This window comes from Streptomyces sp. NPDC048392, assembly GCF_043200575.1.
Classification (GTDB): Bacteria; Actinomycetota; Actinomycetes; order Streptomycetales; family Streptomycetaceae; genus Streptomyces.
Map to the genome: position 1 here is coordinate 132,048 of NZ_JBICYB010000011.1, position 18,978 is coordinate 151,025.

The 18,978-nt window shown below is 73.1% G+C and carries 23 protein-coding genes and 2 tRNA genes; 17 read left to right on the forward strand and 8 right to left on the reverse strand.

The window, feature by feature from the left end:
* Window positions 1-19 precede the first annotated feature (19 nt).
* Window positions 20-301, reverse strand: coding sequence for a hypothetical protein (locus ACGFYH_RS17545; RefSeq protein WP_393804010.1), 282 nt, complete (start codon window positions 299-301; stop codon window positions 20-22).
* A gap of 333 nt (window positions 302-634) precedes the next feature.
* Between ACGFYH_RS17545 and ACGFYH_RS17550 the strand changes: the two genes are divergently transcribed.
* A tRNA-Ser gene (locus ACGFYH_RS17550) sits at window positions 635-721 on the forward strand.
* Between the two features lie 66 nt (window positions 722-787).
* Window positions 788-964, forward strand: a complete 177-nt coding sequence (locus tag ACGFYH_RS17555) for a hypothetical protein (RefSeq protein WP_393804011.1) — start codon at window positions 788-790, stop codon at window positions 962-964.
* Between the two features lie 223 nt (window positions 965-1,187).
* Here the strand turns inward: ACGFYH_RS17555 and ACGFYH_RS17560 are convergent, their stop codons facing one another.
* From ACGFYH_RS17560 to ACGFYH_RS17580, 5 genes are all read right to left on the reverse strand, one after another.
* Window positions 1,188-1,868, reverse strand: a complete 681-nt coding sequence (locus tag ACGFYH_RS17560; protein WP_393804012.1) for a hypothetical protein — start codon at window positions 1,866-1,868, stop codon at window positions 1,188-1,190.
* 267 nt (window positions 1,869-2,135) lie between these two features.
* Window positions 2,136-4,172 carry a copper resistance CopC/CopD family protein gene (locus ACGFYH_RS17565; RefSeq protein ID WP_393804013.1) on the reverse strand — a complete coding sequence of 679 codons (2,037 nt, stop codon included), beginning with the start codon at window positions 4,170-4,172 and terminating at the stop codon, window positions 2,136-2,138.
* A 350-nt stretch (window positions 4,173-4,522) separates the two neighbouring features.
* A complete protein-coding gene (locus ACGFYH_RS17570) occupies window positions 4,523-5,014 on the reverse strand; it encodes a cupin domain-containing protein (protein WP_393804014.1) in 492 nt (163 codons plus the stop codon).
* Window positions 5,011-5,649, reverse strand: coding sequence for a GNAT family N-acetyltransferase (locus ACGFYH_RS17575; protein ID WP_393804015.1), 639 nt, complete (start codon window positions 5,647-5,649; stop codon window positions 5,011-5,013). The genes ACGFYH_RS17570 and ACGFYH_RS17575 overlap by 4 nt, the downstream gene beginning before the upstream one ends.
* Window positions 5,642-8,032 (reverse strand): penicillin acylase family protein, encoded by a 2,391-nt coding sequence (locus ACGFYH_RS17580; protein ID WP_393804078.1) that lies wholly within the window; start codon window positions 8,030-8,032, stop codon window positions 5,642-5,644. The genes ACGFYH_RS17575 and ACGFYH_RS17580 overlap by 8 nt, the downstream gene beginning before the upstream one ends.
* A gap of 116 nt (window positions 8,033-8,148) precedes the next feature.
* Between ACGFYH_RS17580 and ACGFYH_RS17585 the strand changes: the two genes are divergently transcribed.
* The 6 genes from ACGFYH_RS17585 to ACGFYH_RS17610 all read left to right on the forward strand — a co-directional run bounded on the left by ACGFYH_RS17585 (window position 8,149) and on the right by ACGFYH_RS17610 (window position 12,546).
* Complete coding sequence (locus ACGFYH_RS17585; protein ID WP_393804016.1) at window positions 8,149-8,874, forward strand: siderophore-interacting protein; 726 nt, start codon at window positions 8,149-8,151, stop codon at window positions 8,872-8,874.
* A 25-nt stretch (window positions 8,875-8,899) separates the two neighbouring features.
* Window positions 8,900-9,481, forward strand: coding sequence for an HhH-GPD-type base excision DNA repair protein (locus ACGFYH_RS17590; protein ID WP_393804017.1), 582 nt, complete (start codon window positions 8,900-8,902; stop codon window positions 9,479-9,481).
* A 445-nt stretch (window positions 9,482-9,926) separates the two neighbouring features.
* A complete protein-coding gene (locus ACGFYH_RS17595) occupies window positions 9,927-10,610 on the forward strand; it encodes an HdeD family acid-resistance protein (RefSeq protein WP_393804018.1) in 684 nt (227 codons plus the stop codon).
* Window positions 10,611-11,213: 603 nt separating this feature from the next.
* Complete coding sequence (locus tag ACGFYH_RS17600; protein ID WP_393804019.1) at window positions 11,214-11,342, forward strand: hypothetical protein; 129 nt, start codon at window positions 11,214-11,216, stop codon at window positions 11,340-11,342.
* Window positions 11,343-11,488: 146 nt separating this feature from the next.
* A complete protein-coding gene (locus ACGFYH_RS17605) occupies window positions 11,489-11,785 on the forward strand; it encodes a type II toxin-antitoxin system VapB family antitoxin (RefSeq protein WP_003999914.1) in 297 nt (98 codons plus the stop codon).
* A 146-nt stretch (window positions 11,786-11,931) separates the two neighbouring features.
* Window positions 11,932-12,546 (forward strand): LytR C-terminal domain-containing protein, encoded by a 615-nt coding sequence (locus ACGFYH_RS17610; RefSeq protein WP_393804079.1) that lies wholly within the window; start codon window positions 11,932-11,934, stop codon window positions 12,544-12,546.
* A 16-nt stretch (window positions 12,547-12,562) separates the two neighbouring features.
* Here ACGFYH_RS17610 and upp read toward each other — a convergent pair whose 3' ends face one another.
* Window positions 12,563-13,198, reverse strand: a complete 636-nt coding sequence (upp, locus tag ACGFYH_RS17615) for a uracil phosphoribosyltransferase (protein WP_393804020.1) — start codon at window positions 13,196-13,198, stop codon at window positions 12,563-12,565.
* 141 nt (window positions 13,199-13,339) lie between these two features.
* On the opposite strand from upp, the gene ACGFYH_RS17620 reads away from it, so the two are divergent.
* The 8 genes from ACGFYH_RS17620 (at window position 13,340) to ACGFYH_RS17655 (ending at window position 17,931) form a co-directional block, all read left to right on the forward strand.
* Entirely contained in the window at window positions 13,340-13,582 is a 243-nt protein-coding gene (locus ACGFYH_RS17620; RefSeq protein ID WP_393804021.1) for a hypothetical protein, read from the forward strand.
* A gap of 322 nt (window positions 13,583-13,904) precedes the next feature.
* On the forward strand, window positions 13,905-14,462 hold the full coding sequence (locus ACGFYH_RS17625) for a hypothetical protein (RefSeq protein ID WP_393804022.1): 558 nt from the start codon (window positions 13,905-13,907) through the stop codon (window positions 14,460-14,462).
* A 68-nt stretch (window positions 14,463-14,530) separates the two neighbouring features.
* Complete coding sequence (gene tadA / locus ACGFYH_RS17630; protein WP_393804080.1) at window positions 14,531-14,962, forward strand: tRNA adenosine(34) deaminase TadA; 432 nt, start codon at window positions 14,531-14,533, stop codon at window positions 14,960-14,962.
* A gap of 77 nt (window positions 14,963-15,039) precedes the next feature.
* Window positions 15,040-15,124: transfer RNA gene (locus ACGFYH_RS17635), tRNA-Ser, on the forward strand.
* An 87-nt stretch (window positions 15,125-15,211) separates the two neighbouring features.
* Window positions 15,212-15,388 carry a hypothetical protein gene (locus ACGFYH_RS17640; protein WP_393804023.1) on the forward strand — a complete coding sequence of 59 codons (177 nt, stop codon included), beginning with the start codon at window positions 15,212-15,214 and terminating at the stop codon, window positions 15,386-15,388.
* Window positions 15,388-15,681 (forward strand): Dabb family protein, encoded by a 294-nt coding sequence (locus tag ACGFYH_RS17645; RefSeq protein ID WP_393804024.1) that lies wholly within the window; start codon window positions 15,388-15,390, stop codon window positions 15,679-15,681. The genes ACGFYH_RS17640 and ACGFYH_RS17645 overlap by 1 nt, the downstream gene beginning before the upstream one ends.
* Before the next feature lie 182 nt (window positions 15,682-15,863).
* Complete coding sequence (locus ACGFYH_RS17650; RefSeq protein ID WP_393804025.1) at window positions 15,864-16,703, forward strand: RNA polymerase sigma factor SigF; 840 nt, start codon at window positions 15,864-15,866, stop codon at window positions 16,701-16,703.
* Between the two features lie 292 nt (window positions 16,704-16,995).
* The gene (locus tag ACGFYH_RS17655; protein ID WP_393804026.1) at window positions 16,996-17,931 is read left to right on the forward strand and encodes an RNA polymerase sigma factor SigF; all 936 of its coding nucleotides are present in this window, start codon (window positions 16,996-16,998) and stop codon (window positions 17,929-17,931) included.
* A gap of 132 nt (window positions 17,932-18,063) precedes the next feature.
* On the opposite strand, the gene ACGFYH_RS17660 is transcribed toward ACGFYH_RS17655, so the two are convergent.
* Complete coding sequence (locus tag ACGFYH_RS17660; protein WP_393804027.1) at window positions 18,064-18,261, reverse strand: hypothetical protein; 198 nt, start codon at window positions 18,259-18,261, stop codon at window positions 18,064-18,066.
* A 205-nt stretch (window positions 18,262-18,466) separates the two neighbouring features.
* Here ACGFYH_RS17660 and ACGFYH_RS17665 point away from each other — a divergent pair, with 205 nt between their 5' ends.
* Window positions 18,467-18,967 carry a MarR family winged helix-turn-helix transcriptional regulator gene (locus ACGFYH_RS17665; RefSeq protein WP_393804028.1) on the forward strand — a complete coding sequence of 167 codons (501 nt, stop codon included), beginning with the start codon at window positions 18,467-18,469 and terminating at the stop codon, window positions 18,965-18,967.
* Window positions 18,968-18,978: the final 11 nt, after the last annotated feature.

Here is an 18,978-nt window from a genome sequence, read left to right on the forward strand (position 1 = left end):
GCGCCAGGGGCTCGGTGTGTCACCCCGTCTGGGACTTGATGTGGTCGATGACCACGTTGAACTCCTTGGACGGTGAGAAGCCCACGTTCGCGCACTCCTCGACCGCCTCTGGCACGTGACCGGGCCCCCGGTGGAAGACCTGTCCCGCCTCGCAGATCTCGTCACCCGCCTTCGTCCGCATCCCCAGCCGCCCGTTGGAGCGGGTAACCCCAGTGGGGCCCTGGCAAAGATCATCGGGCAGCCCCACGAGGACGGGCGCAACCTTCACGCCCTGAGGAAGCCGCACGAACGCGGCGGACATATGCCCCCCGGCCTCCTGTGCGCGTGGCTCGACACCATTGCCTTCGATCGCAACGGGAGCCTCGCTCCACATCGTCGCTGTCATGGCTCCTCGCCACCAGCCGTCCGTGCGGGTATGCGGACGATCGCGTCCGATGACACTTCCAGTGTGACGCATGTCACTGCGGCGTGGGAAGGGTGCGTCCGATATGGCGCGGGGGGTGCAGTTCCCCGGTCGCAGCGTTGCCACCGGGGAACCGAACGGAGCCGGTGGACCCCCGTGCGGACCGCGAACCCCGCGTGAGGCCGGAGGCCGGTACGCTGTACCCGCTCCGCCCCTGGTGGGCGGTGCGAGGGTGGGTTGCCCGAGCGGCCTAAGGGAACGGTCTTGAAAACCGTCGTGGCAGCGATGTCACCGTGGGTTCGAATCCCACACCCACCGCGGTGATGGACGGCCCCTGACCAGGCTTTACGGTCGGGGGCCGTTGCCGTGCGGGCTATCTGCCGAGTGCCGCTGTTCCCCGCGATTTCCGGCTCGACCACGTACTCCGGCTACTTCGCCGTCAGCTCCGGCAAGACGGTGCGGAAGTCCTGGAGCAAGTCCGGCTCCTACATGGGCTACAACAGCACCGGTGTGCTGAACCAGAGCGGCGGTACCCTCCAGACTCCGACCGCCCACTGCTGAGGCGCAAGCTGGTGAGGGCCCGTCGTACATGACGGGGCCCCTCTGCTGTCTCCATGCCCGGCGGTTTCTCACGGTCGTTGCGACACGCGGTTGTGTCGATGGCCGGCAGTGACCGGTCGCCGCGCTCACCGCGGTCTGGCCGCAGAACGGGAGGCAGGGAGGTGGGTCTCCGCTGACCAGATCGGAACTCGTGTGGGGCGGCCCCTGACGAGTTCCGGTCTGGTCACTGCGCGACCTGAGGTGTGCCGGCCGGGCGGAACCACAGCGCCGCGCACATCGTCAAGGGCACGGCGACGGCGGGCACCGTCCACCACGGGACGCCGGTCCACACCGCCGGGATGCCCACCCCGAGGCACACGGTGACGGTGGTGAGGAGCAGACGCCTGCCGTACGGCTCCCAGGTGTAGGGCTCGTGGTCCGAGGCCCTGACCGCACGCACCGCGCCGAACACGAGGCCCTGGGCCGCGAGGAGCCCGGCGAGCACGCCGACGGCGGCGTTGCCCTGCAGTTCGTCACGGGGCATCTCCAAGGTGTCCTGCCGCACACCGTCCATGTCGACGACCACGATCTCGCCGCGCCAGGCGGTGGCCGTGACCCGGTCGCCGGGCCCGAGCCGCTCCAGGAGCGGTCCGGTGCCGCCGAACGACGCGGTTCCCCGCCAGGAATCCCGGTACCTCAGGGTCGCCTCGTGGACGGAATCCTTCCCCGCGGTCCTGTTCACCGTCTTCTGCACGGTGAGGTGCCAGGTACTCAGGCAGTCCGTGTCTCCCCGCGTCAGCTCGCGGGAGGAGCACGGTTCGGCCGCGCGGTAGTCCTGGTAGCGCTTGCCGTCGGAGGGCAGCCACCAGGCGAACACCGTGCAGCAGGCTGCCGCCGAGGCCAGGGACAGCAGGATTAGCAGCACGCCCGTGAGCCGCGTGCGGACCGGCGATCGCCCGCCCGTACGCCCCTCGCCCGGCGGCCTCCCCCGACTCTGCGCCGTGGCCCTCCCCCGGGTCGCCGTCGCCGGTGTCTTCCTGGTCCGTGATGTCATCGCCCACCCCTGCGACAGCTTCCCTCTGCGTGGAACAGGAACGCGACGTGGTGGGACGGCAGCCTTGGAGGGGTGGAGACTTCCGTGTCCCGGCAAACACGCGGCTGGGGGCGGTCGCCCGGACGCCGGGCCCGGCGGTTACCGTTCGACCCGTATCCGCCTCGTCTCGCTGACCTGGTCGATCTCCGACACCCGGACCGTCGTCCTCATCGTCCAGACTCCGGGGAGCGGGAGGGTGACGGTGTTGGCGCTCCAGTAACCGCCACGGTCGACCAGTTCCGCGTCGATGGGTCCCAGGTCCTTGTCGGGCAGGGTGAAGGAGAGGCGCAGTTCGGGTACGGCGGCCAGGCTGCCGTCGGGGCCGTAGACGACGGCCTGCACCGCGTTGTCGCCGGTGCGGCCGGGGTCCAGGGTGATCTGGACCGTGCCCCGGCCGGCGGCACCGACCTCGAAGGGGATCGTGGTGACCGACGCGGGCAGCACCCCGCCCGCCGGCACGGCCGCCGACGCCGCCTGTTCCGCGGCGCGGCCGGGCAGGGTGCCGGTGAGCACGGTGGTGACCACCAGGACGACCGCGGCGACGACGGCCTCGACGAGGACGGAACGGCGCAGGCCACGCCAGTGGACGTTCCCTGCGGGGGGCGGCTTCGGCTCGGACGGCCGTGGTGAGGAGGACGTCGGTGCCGAGCACTTGGGTGCGGAGGACGTCGGTGTGGAGGACGTGGGTCCGGAGGACGTCGGTCCGGGCGGCTGCGGTCCGGGCGTTTGCGGCGCCCCGACCGTCGGCGGGCCGCCCACCGGCTCCGGCACCCGCTCACTCAGCCGTTCCCGTTCCCGTTCTCGCTCCCGTTCCCGTTCCCGTTCCCGTTCTCGCTCCCGTTCCTGCTCCCGTTCTCCTTCCTGCTCCTGCTCCTGCTCCTGCTCCTGTTCCCATTCCCGCTCTCGCTCTCGCTCCCGTTCTCGCTCCTGCTCCCGTTTCCGTTTCCGCGCCCTCTCGGGCATGTCCGCCGCCACCCCCGTCACCAGCGCGGCCGTCCACCTCCGGGACACCGCGGCCGCGGCCAGCAGTACGGCCACCAGGACCACCTTGGCGAGCAGCAGCCTGCCGTACGCCGACCCGGTGAGCGCCTGCCAGGAGCCGAGGCCGCGCCAGGACTGGTAGACGCCGGTGACGACCAGCACGGTCACGGAGGCGAAGGCGATCCGGGAGAAGCGGGCGACCGTGGCGGCGTCCGGGGCGCAGCGCAGGGTCGTGAGCAGGGCCACGAGGCCGCCGAGCCAGACCGCGGTGGCCAGCAGATGCAGCACGGAGGACGTCATCGCGACCGGTACCTGTATCCCGGCCGAGGCGTGCTCGGCGGCCGCCCAGGTCAGGGCGAGGCCGACGGCCGACGCGGCGCCCACGGCGGCGGCGAGCGGGGAGCGCTCCCGGTGCCGGTCCACGCGGGCCGCGCGGACGAGGAGCAGTGCGACCGGCACCAGCAGGGCCAGTCTGACCAGCAGCAGGACACCGGGGCGGGCCGTGAGGGTGCCGCTCAGCGCGGCCGGGTCCAGGGCCGCCGACGGCCCCGTCCCCGCCTCGTACGGGGCGCGCAGCACCAGCAGTGCGACGGTGGCCGCCAGCAGGGTCCACCAGGCCGCCACCAGCGGCCGGCGCAGCGGGGCGGGGTCCGGCGGGCGGCACAGGACGACGAAGGCGGCGGTACCGATGAGCAGGGCCGCGGCGAGGTAGGAGAGGTAGCGGGCGATCGCGTGGAGGGTCGCGGTCAGCCGGTCCTCGGTGGGGCCGGTGTCCACCGGCACGGTCGTCTGCGACGGCTCGCCCACGGAGAAGGTGAAGGCGCCCGAGACGGGGTGGCTGTCGGCGGACACCACCCGCCAGGCCATGGTGTACGTGCCCTCACCCAGGCCGCCCGGCAGCGCGACGCGGACCGTGTCGGGCCGCCCGTCCACGCCCCCGGCCTCACCCGTGCGCACCCGGTGGCCGCCGGGATCCAGCAGCCGGAAGGAGTCGTCGCGCAGGGTGACGGACTCGCTGAAGGTCAGAGTGACGTGGCGGGGGGCCCGCTGGAGGACGGTTCCGTCCTCGGGGTCACTGGAGCGGAGGATGGCGTGGGAGGACGCCGGTCCCGCGCCGCCGAGGAGGAACAGGACCAGCACGGTGCCCAGCAGCACCAGCCGCTGAACTCCCCGGCGGTCCCCCCGCCGCTGAAGGTCCCACCGGCCCCACCGGCCCCAGCGGTGCCGTCGGCCCCACCGGCCCCAGCGGTGCCGTCGGCCCCACCGGCCCCAGCGGTGCCGTCGGCCCCACCGGCCCCAGCGGTGCCGTCGGCCCTTTCGCCGCTCCCGGGTCCGTCCGCCCCCCGGCCCCCGGCCTTCAGCGCGCACACCGCCACCACACCTCACGTCGCATCTCCGTCGTCGGGACCCACTGCCTCCGGGTTACGTACGGACGCGGAGGCCGCCCCGCTCACCGGAGCGCCCGGCGGCCGGCCACCACGGGGGGCGTGCCGTCACCCCGCCGTTCATGGACGGCACAGTTCCACGATGCGCGCGGCCTCGGCCGGATAGCGCGCCGTGAGGTCGGCGGCGTCACCGTGCGTGTAGTCCCCGTAGGTGAATCCGGGCGCCATCGTGCAGCCGAAGAACGACCACGCGCCGCCCACGGCCACCCGGCCGCCCATCCAGGTCCCGGCCGGGACGGTGAACTGCACGTGCTGTCCGCCCAGGACGTCCGGTCCCAGCACGACCGTGCGCGTACCGCCGTCCGGGGCGAGGAGCAGCAGTTCGAGCGGGTCGCCGAGGTAGAAGTGCCAGACCTCGTCGCCGGGCAGCCGGTGCAGGGCGGAGAAGTCACCCGGGCGGGCGGTGAGCAGGGCGACGATGGCGGACCCGGCGGGGCGTCCGTCCGGGCGCTCGGGCCCGGACCAGGTACGCCGGAACAGGCCGCCCTCGCGGGGGATCGGCTCCAGTCCGTAGTGCGTGATCAGGTCCTCGGCGGTCGGCGGGGAGGTCACCCGGCGAACGCTACCTCCCGGCGCAGGAACGCGAGTCGCGCCTTCTTCTCCGGCAGGTGCACGTCCGGCAGGTCGACCTCGGGCAGGACGACCGCCGGTCCGGCGGTGAAGCCCTGTTTGAGGAAGCGGGCGATCGCCTTCTCGTTGTCCACGTCCGGGTCCACCACGAGCCGCGTCCGGTCCAGGCCGAGCAGCACGTACGCCATGAGGGCGTCCGACAGCGCGGCGGTCCAGCCGGGCCGCGCGCCCTCCGGTCCGGCGGGGGCGAGCAGCAGGTGGACGCCGATGTCGCCGGGTTCGACGGCGTAGCACTCGCCCACCCGGTCGGCGCCGGGATCGTACGTCTGGAGCAGGGCGACCGGCTCGCCGTCCTTGACGACCAGGAAGGCGTGGTGGGTGTCGAGCGTGTCCAGGTGGGCGTAGGCCTCGGCGACCTGGTGGCGCGTCAGGCCGCGCATGCCCCAGAAGGCGGCCCGTTCCTCGCTCACCCAGCCGTGGATCACCGCGGCGTCCGCGGCGGCGTCCAGGGGGAGGACGCGGACGGTGCCGAAGCCGTCGAGGTGCTGCTCGTGGACGGCGGCGCGGTCGGTGTACGGGGCTGTGTGCGAAGGCGGGTGCGGGTGCGGGTCAGACATCGGTCTCCTTCGTGAGCCGGTCGAAGTCGGTGACCACCGGGGCGAGTTCCCCGTCGAGCCACAGGGACTGCTGGTCGCGGTGGTGGGGTGAGCCCGGGACGCCGGAGGCGCCGTGCGGCACCACCCAGCGGCTGTTCGCGCGGTCGGCCAGGTCCCAGACGTAGCGGGCGGCCGGTCCGCGTGCGGCGCGGTCGGTGAGGCCGGGCACGGGGGAGGTGCACAGCACGCAGTCGTGGTCGCCGGAGAGGCGCGGCTCCTCCGCCCGGGCCGGGTCGGGCAGCGCCCGCCAGGGGGCGAGGCGGTGAGTGTCGCCCCAGGTGCCGGCCGGCGGCCGCGCGGCGACCTCCTCCAGCGCGGCGCGGACGGTCGCGGCGCGGTCGATGCCGTACAGGTCCCGCGCACGCAGCAGGTGTTCCAGGGCGTGGCCGACGCGCGGCACGAGCGCGAGCCACGGCAGGAGCACCTCGGGATGCGCGGGCGGCACGGAAGCCGGGGCGAGGACCGGGTGCGCCGCCAGTCCTCGTACGGCCGCTCCGCGCACGGCCGCGTACGCCGCCGCGTCGGTGCTGTCGGCGTCCATGCGCCGGTCCCAGGCGAGGAGGCGGTCGCGGAGGGCGGCGGCCTCGGGGGTGAGGCCGGTCAGGGTGGCGAGGTGGTCCAGGAGGGGGGCGGCCGAAGCCAGGTGGGTGTCCGTGTGCAGGGCGGGCATGTCCGCCGCAGACCAGCGCTCCTTGCTCGCGAGCAGGGCGGCGATGCGGTCGGCGCGGTGCGGCGGGGCGAACTCGACGCCGAGGGGGGCGGCCGGGCCGCGCTGGTTGGCCATCACGGCGACGCCGTCGGTGAGTCCGGCGCGGGGCGGGGTGTGCCAGCCGGTCCACTCGTGGCCGGGTTCCCAGGCGGGCACCGGACGCAGGCCGTTGGCGGCGGGACGCACGGGTACGCGCCCCGCGACCCGGTGCAGCAGGCCGCCCTCGGTGTCGGCGGCCTGCACCACGTTGACCGGCTCGGCCCACGCGTCCAGGGCGCGGTCCACGTCGGCGACCCGGCGGGCCCGCAGCAGCGGCAGCAGGGCGCCGAAGCCGAGGTCGGCGGTGACGCGGGGCGGGTAGCGCAGGCTGAGGGCGGCCGGGGTGCCGTCGTCGAGGCCCTCGGGGCCGCCGGCGATCACCGGGCCCCGGTCGGTCTCGATGATCTCGACCTCGACGGTCTCCTCCCCCGAGTTCCCCGCGACCAGGATCGTCTCCGTGTGCCGGGCGGCGCGGTGCCAGGTGCCGTCGGGGCCGAGCGCCTCGACGCCGGCGCCGGTGCGGCGCAGGCGCTCGTGGTACAGGTCCTGGTAGTCGGCCATGGCGTTGGTGATGGCCCAGGCGACCGTGCCGGTGTGGCCGAAGTGGGCGACACCGGGGACGCCGGGCACGGCGAGGCCGACGACGTCGAACTCCGGGCAGGAGAGGTGGATCTGCTGGTATACCCCGGGGTCCTCGATGAAGCGGTGCGGGTCGCCCGCGATGACCGCGTGTCCGGTGGTGGTCCGCTCGCCGCTCACCAGCCAGCCGTTGCTGCCCGCGGTGCCGAGGCCGTCGGCGGCGAAGAGGGCGACGGCGTCCGGGCCGAGGTGGGCGGTGATGTGCTCGCGCCAGAGCTTGGCGGGGAAACCGGCGAACAGGATGTGCGTGGCGAGCCAGACGCCGAGCGGGGTCCAGGGCTCCCAGCGGCCGGGGCGGAGGCCGGTGCGCGCGAATTCGGGGGCGGGCCTGGCGCCTTGCGGTCCGTCGCCTTGGGGTCTGCCGTCTCCGGGCCTGCCTTCTTCCGGCCTGCCGTCTCCGGGCCTGCCGCCTCCCGGCCTGCCGTCTCCGGGCCTGCCGCCTTCCGGTCTGGCCTCTTCTGGCCTGCCGTCTCCGGGCCTGCCGCCTCCCGGCCTGCCGTCTCCGGGCCTGCCGCCTTCCGGTCTGGCCTCTTCTGGCCTGCCGTCTCCGGGCCTGCCGCCTCCCGGCCTGCCGTCTCCGGGCCTGCCGCCTCCCGACCCGCCGCCTCCCGGTCTGGCCTCTTCCGGTCTACCGCCTCCCGGCCTACCGGCTCCCGACCTGCCCCCTCCCGGTCGTTCGACCAGCCCCTCGTTGACGCCGTCGACGTACGCCCGCACCCAGGCCGCCGTCTCCGGGTCCGTCTCCTCCAGGGCGGCGAAGCAGCGGCGTGCGGTGTCCGCGAGCCGGGCGCGGCGGGCGAGGCGGTCCCAGGACAGGGCATCGGGGCCGAGGAAGGACGCGGAGGTGCCCTGGACGCGGTGTCGCTCGACCTCCAGTTGCCAGGCCCGGTCAAGGGCGGTCACCCGGCCCTGGGCGCGGGCGAGTTCGCGCGGGGTGTCCGCGCGCAGGTGCGGTATCCCCCAGGCGTCGCGATATGTCTCGGCGCTCACCCCTGTGCCCCTACTTTCCTTTAGGTTAGGCTCACCTAAGTAAACGGCGTCGTGGCCGAATAGTACGTGAAGGGTGAAGGATCATGGGGCAGGGGCGGGGCTGGGAGGGCGCGGTCCTCAAGCTGATGCGTGCGAAGGACTTCGAGTTCACCGTGACGGACGCCGAGGACGTGACCGAGCGGTACCGGCGGCTGCGCCTGACCGACGGCGGCATGCTGGCGGCGACCGGGGTCCACCCGACGATGTGGGTAAGGCTGTGGTTCGACAACGCGGGCAGGCCGCACCAGCGGGGGTACACACTGGTCGACCCGGACCCGGCGAGCGGCACGTTCGCCCTGGAGTTCGCCCTGCACGAAGGGTGCGCGAGCGACTGGGCGCGGGCGGCGAAACCGGGTGACACGATCGAGGCCACGGTCCAGGGCACCGGTTTCGAGGTGCCGCGACCCCTGCCCTCCCGCGTCCTCGCGGTCGCGGACCCGGCCTCCCTGCCCGCCCTCAACTCCCTCCTCGACGCGCTGGGGCCGGTCCCCGCGACGGTCTGGTTCGAGGGCGGCACGGACGACGGCCTGCCCTTCCGCACCGACCCCGGGAGGCACGAGGTCCACGCGGTCCCGCGTCGCGAGGCGGGTGCGCACCTGGTCGCCCGGGTGAAAGAGGAGCTGCCGGAGCTGCTGCGCTCCACCGCCGAACCGTTCGTCTGGATCGCCTGCGACACGGCGACGACGCGGACGCTGGCCTCGTACGTCCGCAAGGAGCTGGGGCTGGCGAAGCAGCGGGTGAACGCGCTGGGGTACTGGCGCGCGACCTGAGCGCCGACGCGCGATCATCACAACCATGGACGTCACACTTCACCTCGCCCAGGACCCCGAGGCCGACGAGCTCCTCGGGCGCAGTCCGCTCGCCGCGCTGGTCGGCATGCTGCTCGACCAGCAGGTGCCCATGGAGTGGGCGTTCAAGGGCCCGTCCACCGTCGCCCGGCGTATGGGGGCGGAGGATCTGGACGCGCACGACATCGCCGCCTACGACCCCGAGGCGTTCGCCGCGCTGCTCTCCGAGAAGCCCGCCGTGCACCGCTACCCCGGTTCGATGGCGGGCCGGGTGCAGCAGCTGTGCCGGTACCTCGTCGAGACGTACGACGGTGACGCCGAGGCGGTCTGGCGGAGCGCGTCCACCGGCAAGGAGCTGCTGAAGCGGCTCCAGGAACTGCCGGGGTTCGGCAAGCAGAAGGCCCAGATCTTCCTCGCCCTGCTCGGCAAGCAGCTCGACGTCCGTCCCGAGGGCTGGCGCGAGGCCGCCGGCGCCTACGGGGAACCCGGCTCCTTCCGCTCCGTCGCGGACATCAAGGGGCCGGAGTCCCTGACGAAGGTGCGCGCGTACAAGCAGGAGAGGAAGGCGGCGAAGGCCGCCCGCCCGTAGGGGCGGGAGTGCCTGCGACGCCTGTGCGGGTGCGGTGCGGGTGCGGGTGCGGTGCGGGTGCGGGTGCGGCGCGGGCGCGCTTACCGCGTGCGGTCGTGCCGTACGCGGCTCTCCCGCCGCTGAGCTGCGGGAGAGCCGCCCGCTTTCCCACCCGGCCGCGGGCACTCGTGCCGCTGGGCCCATGGGCCCCCCGCTCAGGCGAAGCCGGGGGTGGGGGGAGCGGGCGCAGCGGCACCCCGCGAGCGCCGGGCCGCAACACCCACGTCCACCCCCGCGCCCACACGCACACTCACGTCCACCCCGCGCCCACACGCACACTCACGTCCACCCCGCTCCCACCCCGCGCCCACACCCGCCCCGCACCCGCACCCACGCCGGGAGCGCATGTCAGCCCCGTGGACGCCCTCCGGTGGCGGGGACGCCGGAGGCGCTCGCAGCATGGGGCATGACCGAACCACCGAGCGGGCCCCCCGGAGGGACGCCGTACGACGACCGCGGGGTGCACGCCCGGCACGGGACGCACGATCCGGCCGCTGCGCGGCAGGAGCACGAGCCCGAGCCGGGCTTCGACGGGCCGCTGCACCTGCTGTCCCGGGCCGCCTGGCAGACCGTCCTGTTCACCGGGGTCGCCTCATTGGTCCTGGGCGTGCTGGTCCTGGTCTGGCCTGGTGCCTCGCTGCTCGCCGCCGGCGTGCTCTTCGGCCTCTACCTGGTCATCAGCGGCATCCTCCAGCTGGCCGCCGCCTTCGGCACGCACCGGCGGACCGCGCTGCGGGTGCTGGCCTTCATCAGCGGCGCCGTGTCGATCCTGCTGGGCCTGTTCTGCTTCCGCGGCCCGCTGCAGTCGGTGCTGCTGCTCGCGCTGTGGATCGGCATCGGCTGGCTGTTCCGCGGTGTCACGCAGACCGTGGCCGCCGTCCACGACCCCGCGATGCCCGCACGCGGCCGGCACATCTTCCTGGGCGTCGTCACCGTCGTCGCCGGCATCGTCCTGATCGACTCGCCGGTCGAGTCGGCCACCGTCCTCATGCTGGTCGGCGGCTGGTGGCTGGTCGTCGTCGGCATCGTCGAGATCGTCACGTCCCTGGGCCTGCGCGGGCGGGCGGGCCGGGTCCCCCGCGGTACGTGAACGACGCCCGCCCCCGCCCACGCCGTGCGGGCGGTTCTCGTCACCGGCGCGGTGGACGGCGTACGCCGGGCGGGGACACGACGGAGGCGAGACCCGCGCCGCACGCAGCGTCGCACGCCGCCCGCGCCGCACGCCGCCCGCGCCGCACGCCGCCCGCGCCGCACGTCGTCCGCGCCGCACGCAGCGTCGCACGCCGCCCGCGCCGCACGTCGTCCGCGCCGCACGCCGCGGCGCCTGTCCGCGGGCCCTGGTCCTGCTGCTCGTCCTGATCGTGCCCTGCACGCACGCGACGGCCCGGGCGGCGCCGGTCACGGTCGTCGGCGGTGGGGGACCGGGGGGCGGCACGGCGGGGGAGTACGACCATCCCGGCAGCGCGTTGCGCGTCCAGGACCGAAGCGGCCGGCGTGCGGTCGTGGTGCGGGCGTCCGCGCCGTCCTGCGAGCCGTGCCCCCGCGTTCCCCTCCGGACCGGCGCCCGTACCGACGATGCCCTCCCCCGCGGCCCGCGCTCCGTGGGTCTGCGCTGCTGACCGCGCCGGACCGGCTCGCTCGCCGGTCCCCCGCGGACAGGGACACCCCGCGGAACCAGGAACGAGGAACAGCCATGCCCGACGATCCGTACGCCGTCCTGCGCGCCCTCCCGCGCGCCGAGGCCGCCCGCCGCACCCCCGGCCCCGCGCCGCGGGCACCCGGTGAACAGCGGCTCCCCGAGCGGGAACGGAGGCGTGCCTGACGGGAGGCCCAGGGGCGGCGGAGGCGGGTCAGGAGCCGTCTCCGCCGTGGCCCCCTACCGATTGATCCCGTTTGCGGCTTCTTTTCCGGCGCCGCACTCCGGCGCCGTGGCTGTGCCCGCGAGGTCCGGGCCGGTAGGCTTTCCGTGTGATCTTCAAGCGCATCGGAAACGGCCGGCCGTACCCCGACCACGGCCGGGAAAGCACCCGGCAGTGGGCGGACGTCGCTCCGCGCCCGGTCCGCCTCGATCAGCTCGTGACGACCAAGGGCCAGCTCGACCTGGAAACGCTCCTGGCCGAGGACTCCACCTTCTACGGCGACCTCTTCGCGCACGTCGTGAAGTGGCAGGGCGATCTGTATCTGGAGGACGGCCTGCACCGGGCGGTGCGCGCCGCGCTGCAGCAGCGCCAAGTGCTGCACGCCCGGGTCCTCGAACTCGACTGACCGGGCCGCGAGGCCCTCGGCCGGGCTCCCGCTTGACCCTTTCGGGTTGCCTTGCGCAGATCTGCGGAACGTCTACTGATCATCTAATAGGCATCGTCGCTCCAGCGCACTACGCTGCGCCCATGAGCATGCTGACTCCTCCCGGCATGGGTGGCCAGTACAAGATCACGGGGGACAAGTACCCGCGGATGCGCCCGGTCCGACGACGCGGCAGAATCGCGCTCGTCTCCGTCGCCGGTGTCACCGTCCTGGGGGTGCTCGGCTGGGGCACGCTGCAGCTCATCGACGTCTTCACCGGCGGCGACAAGGCATCGGCGGCCGGTGCCGCGGGCTGTGTCACGACCGCGAGGGCGAGCGCCCCGCCCGCCGCCGTCGTGCTGCCGAAGCCGGACCGGATCACCGTCAACGTCCTCAACGCGACGACCCGCAGCGGGCTGGCGCAGAAGACCGCCGACGAGCTGAAGAAGCGAGGCTTCCACGTGGGCGACGTGAGCAACGCGCCCAAGCAGTACGACAAGAAGGTGGACGGCACGGGCCTCCTGCTCGGCCCGGCCGCCTCCCTGAAGAGTTCGCTCACCGTGCTCGGCACCCAGCTCCCCGGCGCCGAACACCGCACCGACGCGGCCCGCAAGGGTGCCGCCGTCGACCTGATCATCGGCAACGGCTTCAAGGGGCTGGCGAAGCGAGCGGACGCCGACACGGCGCTGACCGCGCTGGCCGCGCCGCGGTCCGCGCCCGCCGCGGAGAAGAAGAGCTGCTGAAGAGGGCTCCGGGGCGCTACTCGGCCGCGCCGTACATGCGGTCGCCCGCGTCGCCGAGGCCCGGGACGATGTAGCCCTGCTCGTTGAGACGCTCGTCGACCGAGGCCGTCACGACCGTCACCGGAGTGCCCGCCAGCTCGCGCTCCATGAGTTCGACGCCCTCGGGGGCGGCGAGCAGCACCACGGCCGTCACGTCGTCGGCGCCGCGCTTGATCAGCTCCCGGATGGACGCGACCAGGGTGCCGCCGGTGGCCAGCATCGGGTCCAGGACGTACACCTGGCGGCCGGACAGGTCGTCCGGCATGCGGGTGGCGTACGTGGAGGCCTGGAGCGTCTCCTCGTCGCGCACCATGCCGAGGAAGCCCACCTCGGCGGTCGGCAGCAGCCGGACCATGCCGTCGAGCATGCCGAGCCCGGCCCGCAGGATCGGCACCACCAGCGGGCGCGGGTGGGAGAGCTTGACGCCGGTGGTCTGCGAGACCGGCGTGCGGATGTCGACCTGTTCGGTGCGCACGTCGCGCGTGGCCTCGTAGGCGAGCAGGGTGACCAGCTCGTCGGCGAGACGGCGGAAGGTCGCGGAGTCGGTGCGCTGGTCGCGCAGCGTGGTGAGCTTGTGGGCGACCAGGGGGTGGTCGACGACGTGGAGACGCATGCCCACCACAGTAACCGGGCCCCCGGCACCGGCGTCCCCCCGGCGGGCGGGCAGGGCCCGGAACGCGGTCCCACTCGTTCACGGGCGTCGAACCGCCCGACCGGGGGAAGGCGGAAGAGACGGACGCTGGGTGGTGAGACTGTGCCTGACCGGGACTTCCACAACACGCCGTCCCCCGCCGCGGAGCGGGGTACGGGACGCGGGGCGACGCCGCGCACGGAGCGGGGTACGGAGCCGGAGCGCGAGGACGAACGGCGCCGGCGCCGTGCCCAGTTCCTGCGGGATTTGGCGGAGGCCCGTCAACTGCGGGACCGTGTGCAGCCGCGCCGCGCCAAGACGGCCCGGCTGCGGCACGCGATGCGCATGCGCACCTTCCGCTGGTAGCTCCCCGGGAAACCCCCTGGCCCGGCCGGGGAGGATCGCGCGCCGCGCCGACGTCGGTGCTGACGGACGTACGCGGGGACCGCGAGAATCCGCGTACGATCCGCACGTGGCGGCGACGAGAGCGCTACTGGGCGGCGGTCCGGACGGGTACTTCCGGGACGCCGGTCAAAACAGCCGGACACAGGGCGCCGAAGACGTCCCCTGAGTGCCTTGTTTCTGCCACGATTCCGAGTGGGTGGGGCTCGCAGCACCGCTCCCCCGCCCGTAGCCTCCGCCGGGGGGACCCCCAACCGGCACGCCTAGGACCAGTGGGAGAGTCACGGTGTACTTCGCCGCACTGCTCGCGCGCACCGAAGACGGGTGGGAAGCGAGCGACACGGAGCTCGACGATGTGGAAACCCTGTCGGATCTTGCCGACCTGGCCCGGGAGGCCTCTCCCGACGAGGACACGGTGCTCGTGCTGATCGAGCAGGAGGACGTGTGGTTCGGAGTCGTCCGGGTGGACGGCGAGGAGGACCCCCGTATCTACGTGTCGGACGCCGCCGCGGCCGCCCGCAGCAGCTACGGCGAGATCCTGCTCACCGACGAGCTGCTCGGCCGGGAACCCGGTGCCGACGGCGACGACCTCGACGCCCTCGACCTCGACGGCACGGAGGACGGCGAGTCCGACGACGAGGAGGAGGACGCGGACGTGGACGGTGGCGGCGGTGCCGCGGCCGCCGGCTCGGGCGAGGCCGTGCCGCACGGGCCGGTCGGCGACGCCGAGGTCCTCGACGACCTCGGGGTGAGCGAGAAGGAGCTGCGCTCGATGTCCGGGGACGCCGTCGGGGAGATCGCGGAGGCCCTGGGCGTCTCCGACGTCCTGGAGACCGTCCGCTGACCGCGCCGGCCGACGAGGGTCCCCCGGGGACACCGCCCGACCCGGTGCGCGACCGGTGGCGGGCCGCGATGCGGCTCGCCCTGGCCGAGGCCGGGCGGGCCGCGGGGGGCGGGGACGTCCCCGTCGGTGCCGTCGTCCTGGCACCGGACGGCCGCACCGTGCTGTCCACCGGGCACAACGAGCGCGAGGCCACCGGCGATCCGACGGCCCACGCCGAGATCCTCGCGGTCCGGCGGGCCGCCGCGGAACGGGGCGAGTGGCGCCTGACCGGCTGCACGCTGGTCGTCACCCTTGAGCCGTGCACGATGTGCGCGGGCGCGCTCGTGCAGTCCCGCGTCGACCGCGTCGTCTACGGCGCCCGCGACGACAAGGCGGGTGCGGCCGGGTCCCTGTGGGACGTCGTGCGCGACCGGCGTCTCAACCACCGTCCCGAGGTCATCGGGGGCGTGCTCGCGGACGACTGCGCCCGGCTGCTCACGGACTTCTTCCGCGACCGCTGACCACGCCCGCACAGCCGCCCCGCGGCCGTCGGACACCGATTTCAAACCATGCCGCGCTGTGCGGTAAGGTCTTTCTCGGTAGCGTGTCCGAGCGGCCGAAGGAGCTCGCCTCGAAAGCGAGTGTGGCGCAAGTCACCGAGGGTTCAAATCCCTCCGCTACCGCTCTGGAAGGGCCCCGTCGTAAGACGGGGCCCTTCGTGCGATCATGAGCGACCGAAAGCGTGGGTCGAGGGGACAGGGGAGGCCGCGGTGGCGGTGAACTCGAAGAAGATCGCCGTCTATGTGCTCGTGGTCTTCGCGCTCTATGTGATCATCACGGATCCGGCGAAGGCCGCCGACTACGTGCAGATAGGTTTCCAGGGCATATCCGACGCGGCGGGCGCCGTGGGCGACTTCATGACCTGGGCCGCCAACGGAGGAGAGTGATGATCCGCCACCTGGTGCTGTTCAAGCTGAACGACGGAGTCGGGCGCGAGGACCCGCGCGTCGTGGCGGGCGTCGAGGCCTTCCGGGCGCTCGGCGGCCAGATCGAGGACCTCCGCTTCTGGGAGTGCGCCTGGAACATCAGCGACCGGCCCATCGCCTACGACTTCGCCGTCAACTCGGCCGTGGACGACGCCGACGCCCTCGAGCGCTACCTCGAACACCCGGCACACCGGACGGGCGTCGCGCTGTGGCGGGAGTTCGCCACCTGGGTGATCGCCGACTACGAGTTCTAGTACGACCGCCCGCCCCGGCCCCGCGCCCCGGCCCCGCACCAGCCCGGTGCGGGGCCGCTCTGCGTTCACTCAACACGACGTTATGCGGTGCTTGCACACAGTGGGCATGTCTTGTGATGCTATGACCGCTTTTGACGGATGAGTTGACGGAAGAGTTGACAGATCACGAGGTGGAGTTGACCGTGCCGGCCAGTACTGCGCCTCAAGCACCGCCCGCGCCGCCCGCCCAGGCCCCGGAGGCACCCGCGCCGCAGCGCAGCCGGGGCGCCGACACCCGGGCACTGACCCAGGTGCTCTTCGGCGAGCTGAAGGACCTCACCCCGGGTACGCCGGAGCACGACCGGGTGCGCGCGGCGCTCATCGAGGCCAATCTCCCTCTGGTGCGCTACGCCGCCGCGCGTTTCCGCTCCCGCAACGAGCCGATGGAGGACGTCGTCCAGGTCGGCACCATCGGACTCATCAACGCCATCGACCGCTTCGACCCGGAACGCGGCGTGCAGTTCCCGACCTTCGCGATGCCGACCGTCGTCGGCGAGATCAAACGGTACTTCCGCGACAACGTCCGCACGGTGCACGTACCGCGCCGGCTGCACGAGCTGTGGGTGCAGGTCAACAGCGCCACCGAGGACCTCACGACCGCCTTCGGGCGCTCACCGACGACCGCCGAGATCGCCGAGCGGCTGCGCATCACCGAGGAGGAGGTGCTGTCCTGCATCGAGGCGGGGCGGTCCTACCACGCCACCTCGCTGGAGGCCGCCCAGGAGGGCGACGGGCTGCCCGGACTGCTCGACCGGCTCGGTTACGAGGACCCCGCCCTCGACGGAGTCGAACACCGCGACCTGGTGCGGCACCTGCTCGTCCAGCTCCCGGAGCGCGAGCAGCGCATCCTGCTGCTGCGCTACTACAGCAACCTGACCCAGTCGCAGATCAGTGCGGAACTCGGCGTCTCCCAGATGCACGTCTCGCGGCTACTGGCGCGTAGTTTCCAGCGGTTGAGGTCCGCGAACCGGATCGACGCGTAACCTCGGGAGGGACTCCGGGGGGAGTCGAAAGCGCGAGCGAGGGATCACCGGTGAGGGCGAATCGCTCACCAGGGCCGTTGCGGGTGGAACCGGTCCGACAGACCGTCAGACCCCCTGTTTCCAGGGGGTATTCGCATCTCGGATGTCGACATGTCACTACAGCGCGTTGCCGACATGTGACATTCTGCCGGAGACGCGTTTGCCGAAGCTCCGGCTCCGGTATTCAGGTGAAGGCTGCGTTCCCGGCATGGGAGCGTGTGCCGTGACCGTCCCGCGACCCAAAGGGGGTGGCATGTCCGCAGAACAGGGCAGCTCGAAGGTGCTCGCGCTCGCGGAGAGCGAGACCGCGCCCGTCACGATCGAGGCGCTCGGCCCCATCGATTCCGTCGGTCCCGACGGCGTTCGGGCCGTCGAAGCCGTGGCAGACCTCGACGCCGTGCCGGCCCAGACCCTTCCGGCCACGGAGGCCATCGACACCCGCACCCTGTCCCGCTCCCTGTTCCTGCGGCTCTCCGCCCTCGACCAGGACAGCCCCGAGCGTGCCTACGTCCGGGACACCCTGATCGAGCTCAATCTCCCGCTGGTGCGCTACGCCGCCGCGCGCTTCCGCTCCCGCAACGAGCCGATGGAGGACATCGTCCAGGTCGGCACCATCGGCCTGATCAAGGCGATCGACCGCTTCGACTGCGAACGGGGCGTGGAGTTCCCGACGTTCGCGATGCCGACCGTGGTCGGCGAGATCAAGCGGTTCTTCCGCGACACCTCGTGGTCGGTGCGCGTCCCGCGCCGCCTCCAGGAGCTGCGCCTGGCACTGACCAAGGCCAGCGACGAGCTGTCCCAGAAGCTGGACCGCTCCCCGACGGTGGGCGAGCTGGCCGCCGTGCTGGGCGTGTCCGAGGAGGACGTCGTCGACGGCCTCGCGGTCGGCAACGCCTACACCGCCTCCTCGCTGGACTCCCCGGCCCCGGAGGACGACGGCGGCGAGGGCTCGCTGGCGGACCGCCTGGGCTACGAGGACACGGCGCTGGAGGGGGTGGAGTACCGCGAGTCCCTCAAGCCGCTGCTGGCCAAGCTGCCGCCCCGGGAGCGCCGGATCATCATGCTGCGCTTCTTCGCCAACATGACCCAGTCGCAGATCGGCGAGGAGGTCGGCATCTCGCAGATGCACGTCTCCCGGCTGCTCACCCGGACCCTGTCGCAGCTGCGCGAGGGTCTCGTCTCCGACTGAGCCCGCGGCCCGCGACCGTCGGTCCAGCCCGTCGGTCCAGCCGTCGGTACAGCCGTCGGTACGACAGCCCGGCGACCGCCGCGGCACCTCGGGGGTGCCGCGGCGGTCGCCGTCGTACGGGCCGGTGCCGTCCTAGCCGAGCGCCAGCCAGGCCACGGCCGCGACGACGATCACGGCGGCCACGATGCCGACGATCAGGCCGACGCGGGGTCCGGAGGGGGCGGCGGGGGCCGCCTGCCGGGCCTGCGGGGCGTCGTCGACGAACGCGCGGAACATCTGGGTGCTGCCTGCGGGGTCGTTGGTGCCCTGGGGGCCCTGGTTGTTAGCCATGGGCCGAGACACTAGCGAATCCGCGGGTGCGGCCCAAGTGCGGGGCCGCCGACTGCCCTTCACCGGGGTCACCACCCATCACCTGCGCGTTTACTTTCGCAATACTTGTCTTTGCCAACTTTTTATGCCGCGCTGACCGTTTTTGTTTGCCTGTAGCAACCAACTGAACTTATGGTTGCCCTAAGCAACGAATCGGGAGGTGCACATGGCCGGGAAGGCGCAGTACGAGGAGCTGATCCGCCAGTTCAGCGCCTTCGGCGCCGTGAAGCGGGAGATGGGACGGCTGCTGCCGTCCGACTGTCCCGGCGGGTCCGTCGCCGTACTGACACTGCTCGGCCGCCACGGGGACATGCGCATGAGCAGGCTCGCGGAGCTGCTCGCGGTGGACATGTCGGTGACCAGCCGCCACGTCGCCCACGTCGCCGAGCGGGGTTGGATCGAACGCATCCCCGACCCCGCGGACAAGCGCTCGCGCATCCTGCGCCTGACGCCCCCCGGGCAGGAGCAGCTCGACGAGATCGCCGAGCGGACCACCCAGCTGCTCTCCCACCGCCTGGGCGACTGGTCCGACGACGAGGTCGGCCAGCTCTCCCGGCTCATGGCCCGTCTCAGGGCCAGCTTCGACGACTGCCGGGCCCCCACGGCCCGGCCTCCCGCACTGTCCGGGGACGACCAGTCCACCCGTACACCCTCGATCACCACGTAAGCAAAGGAAGT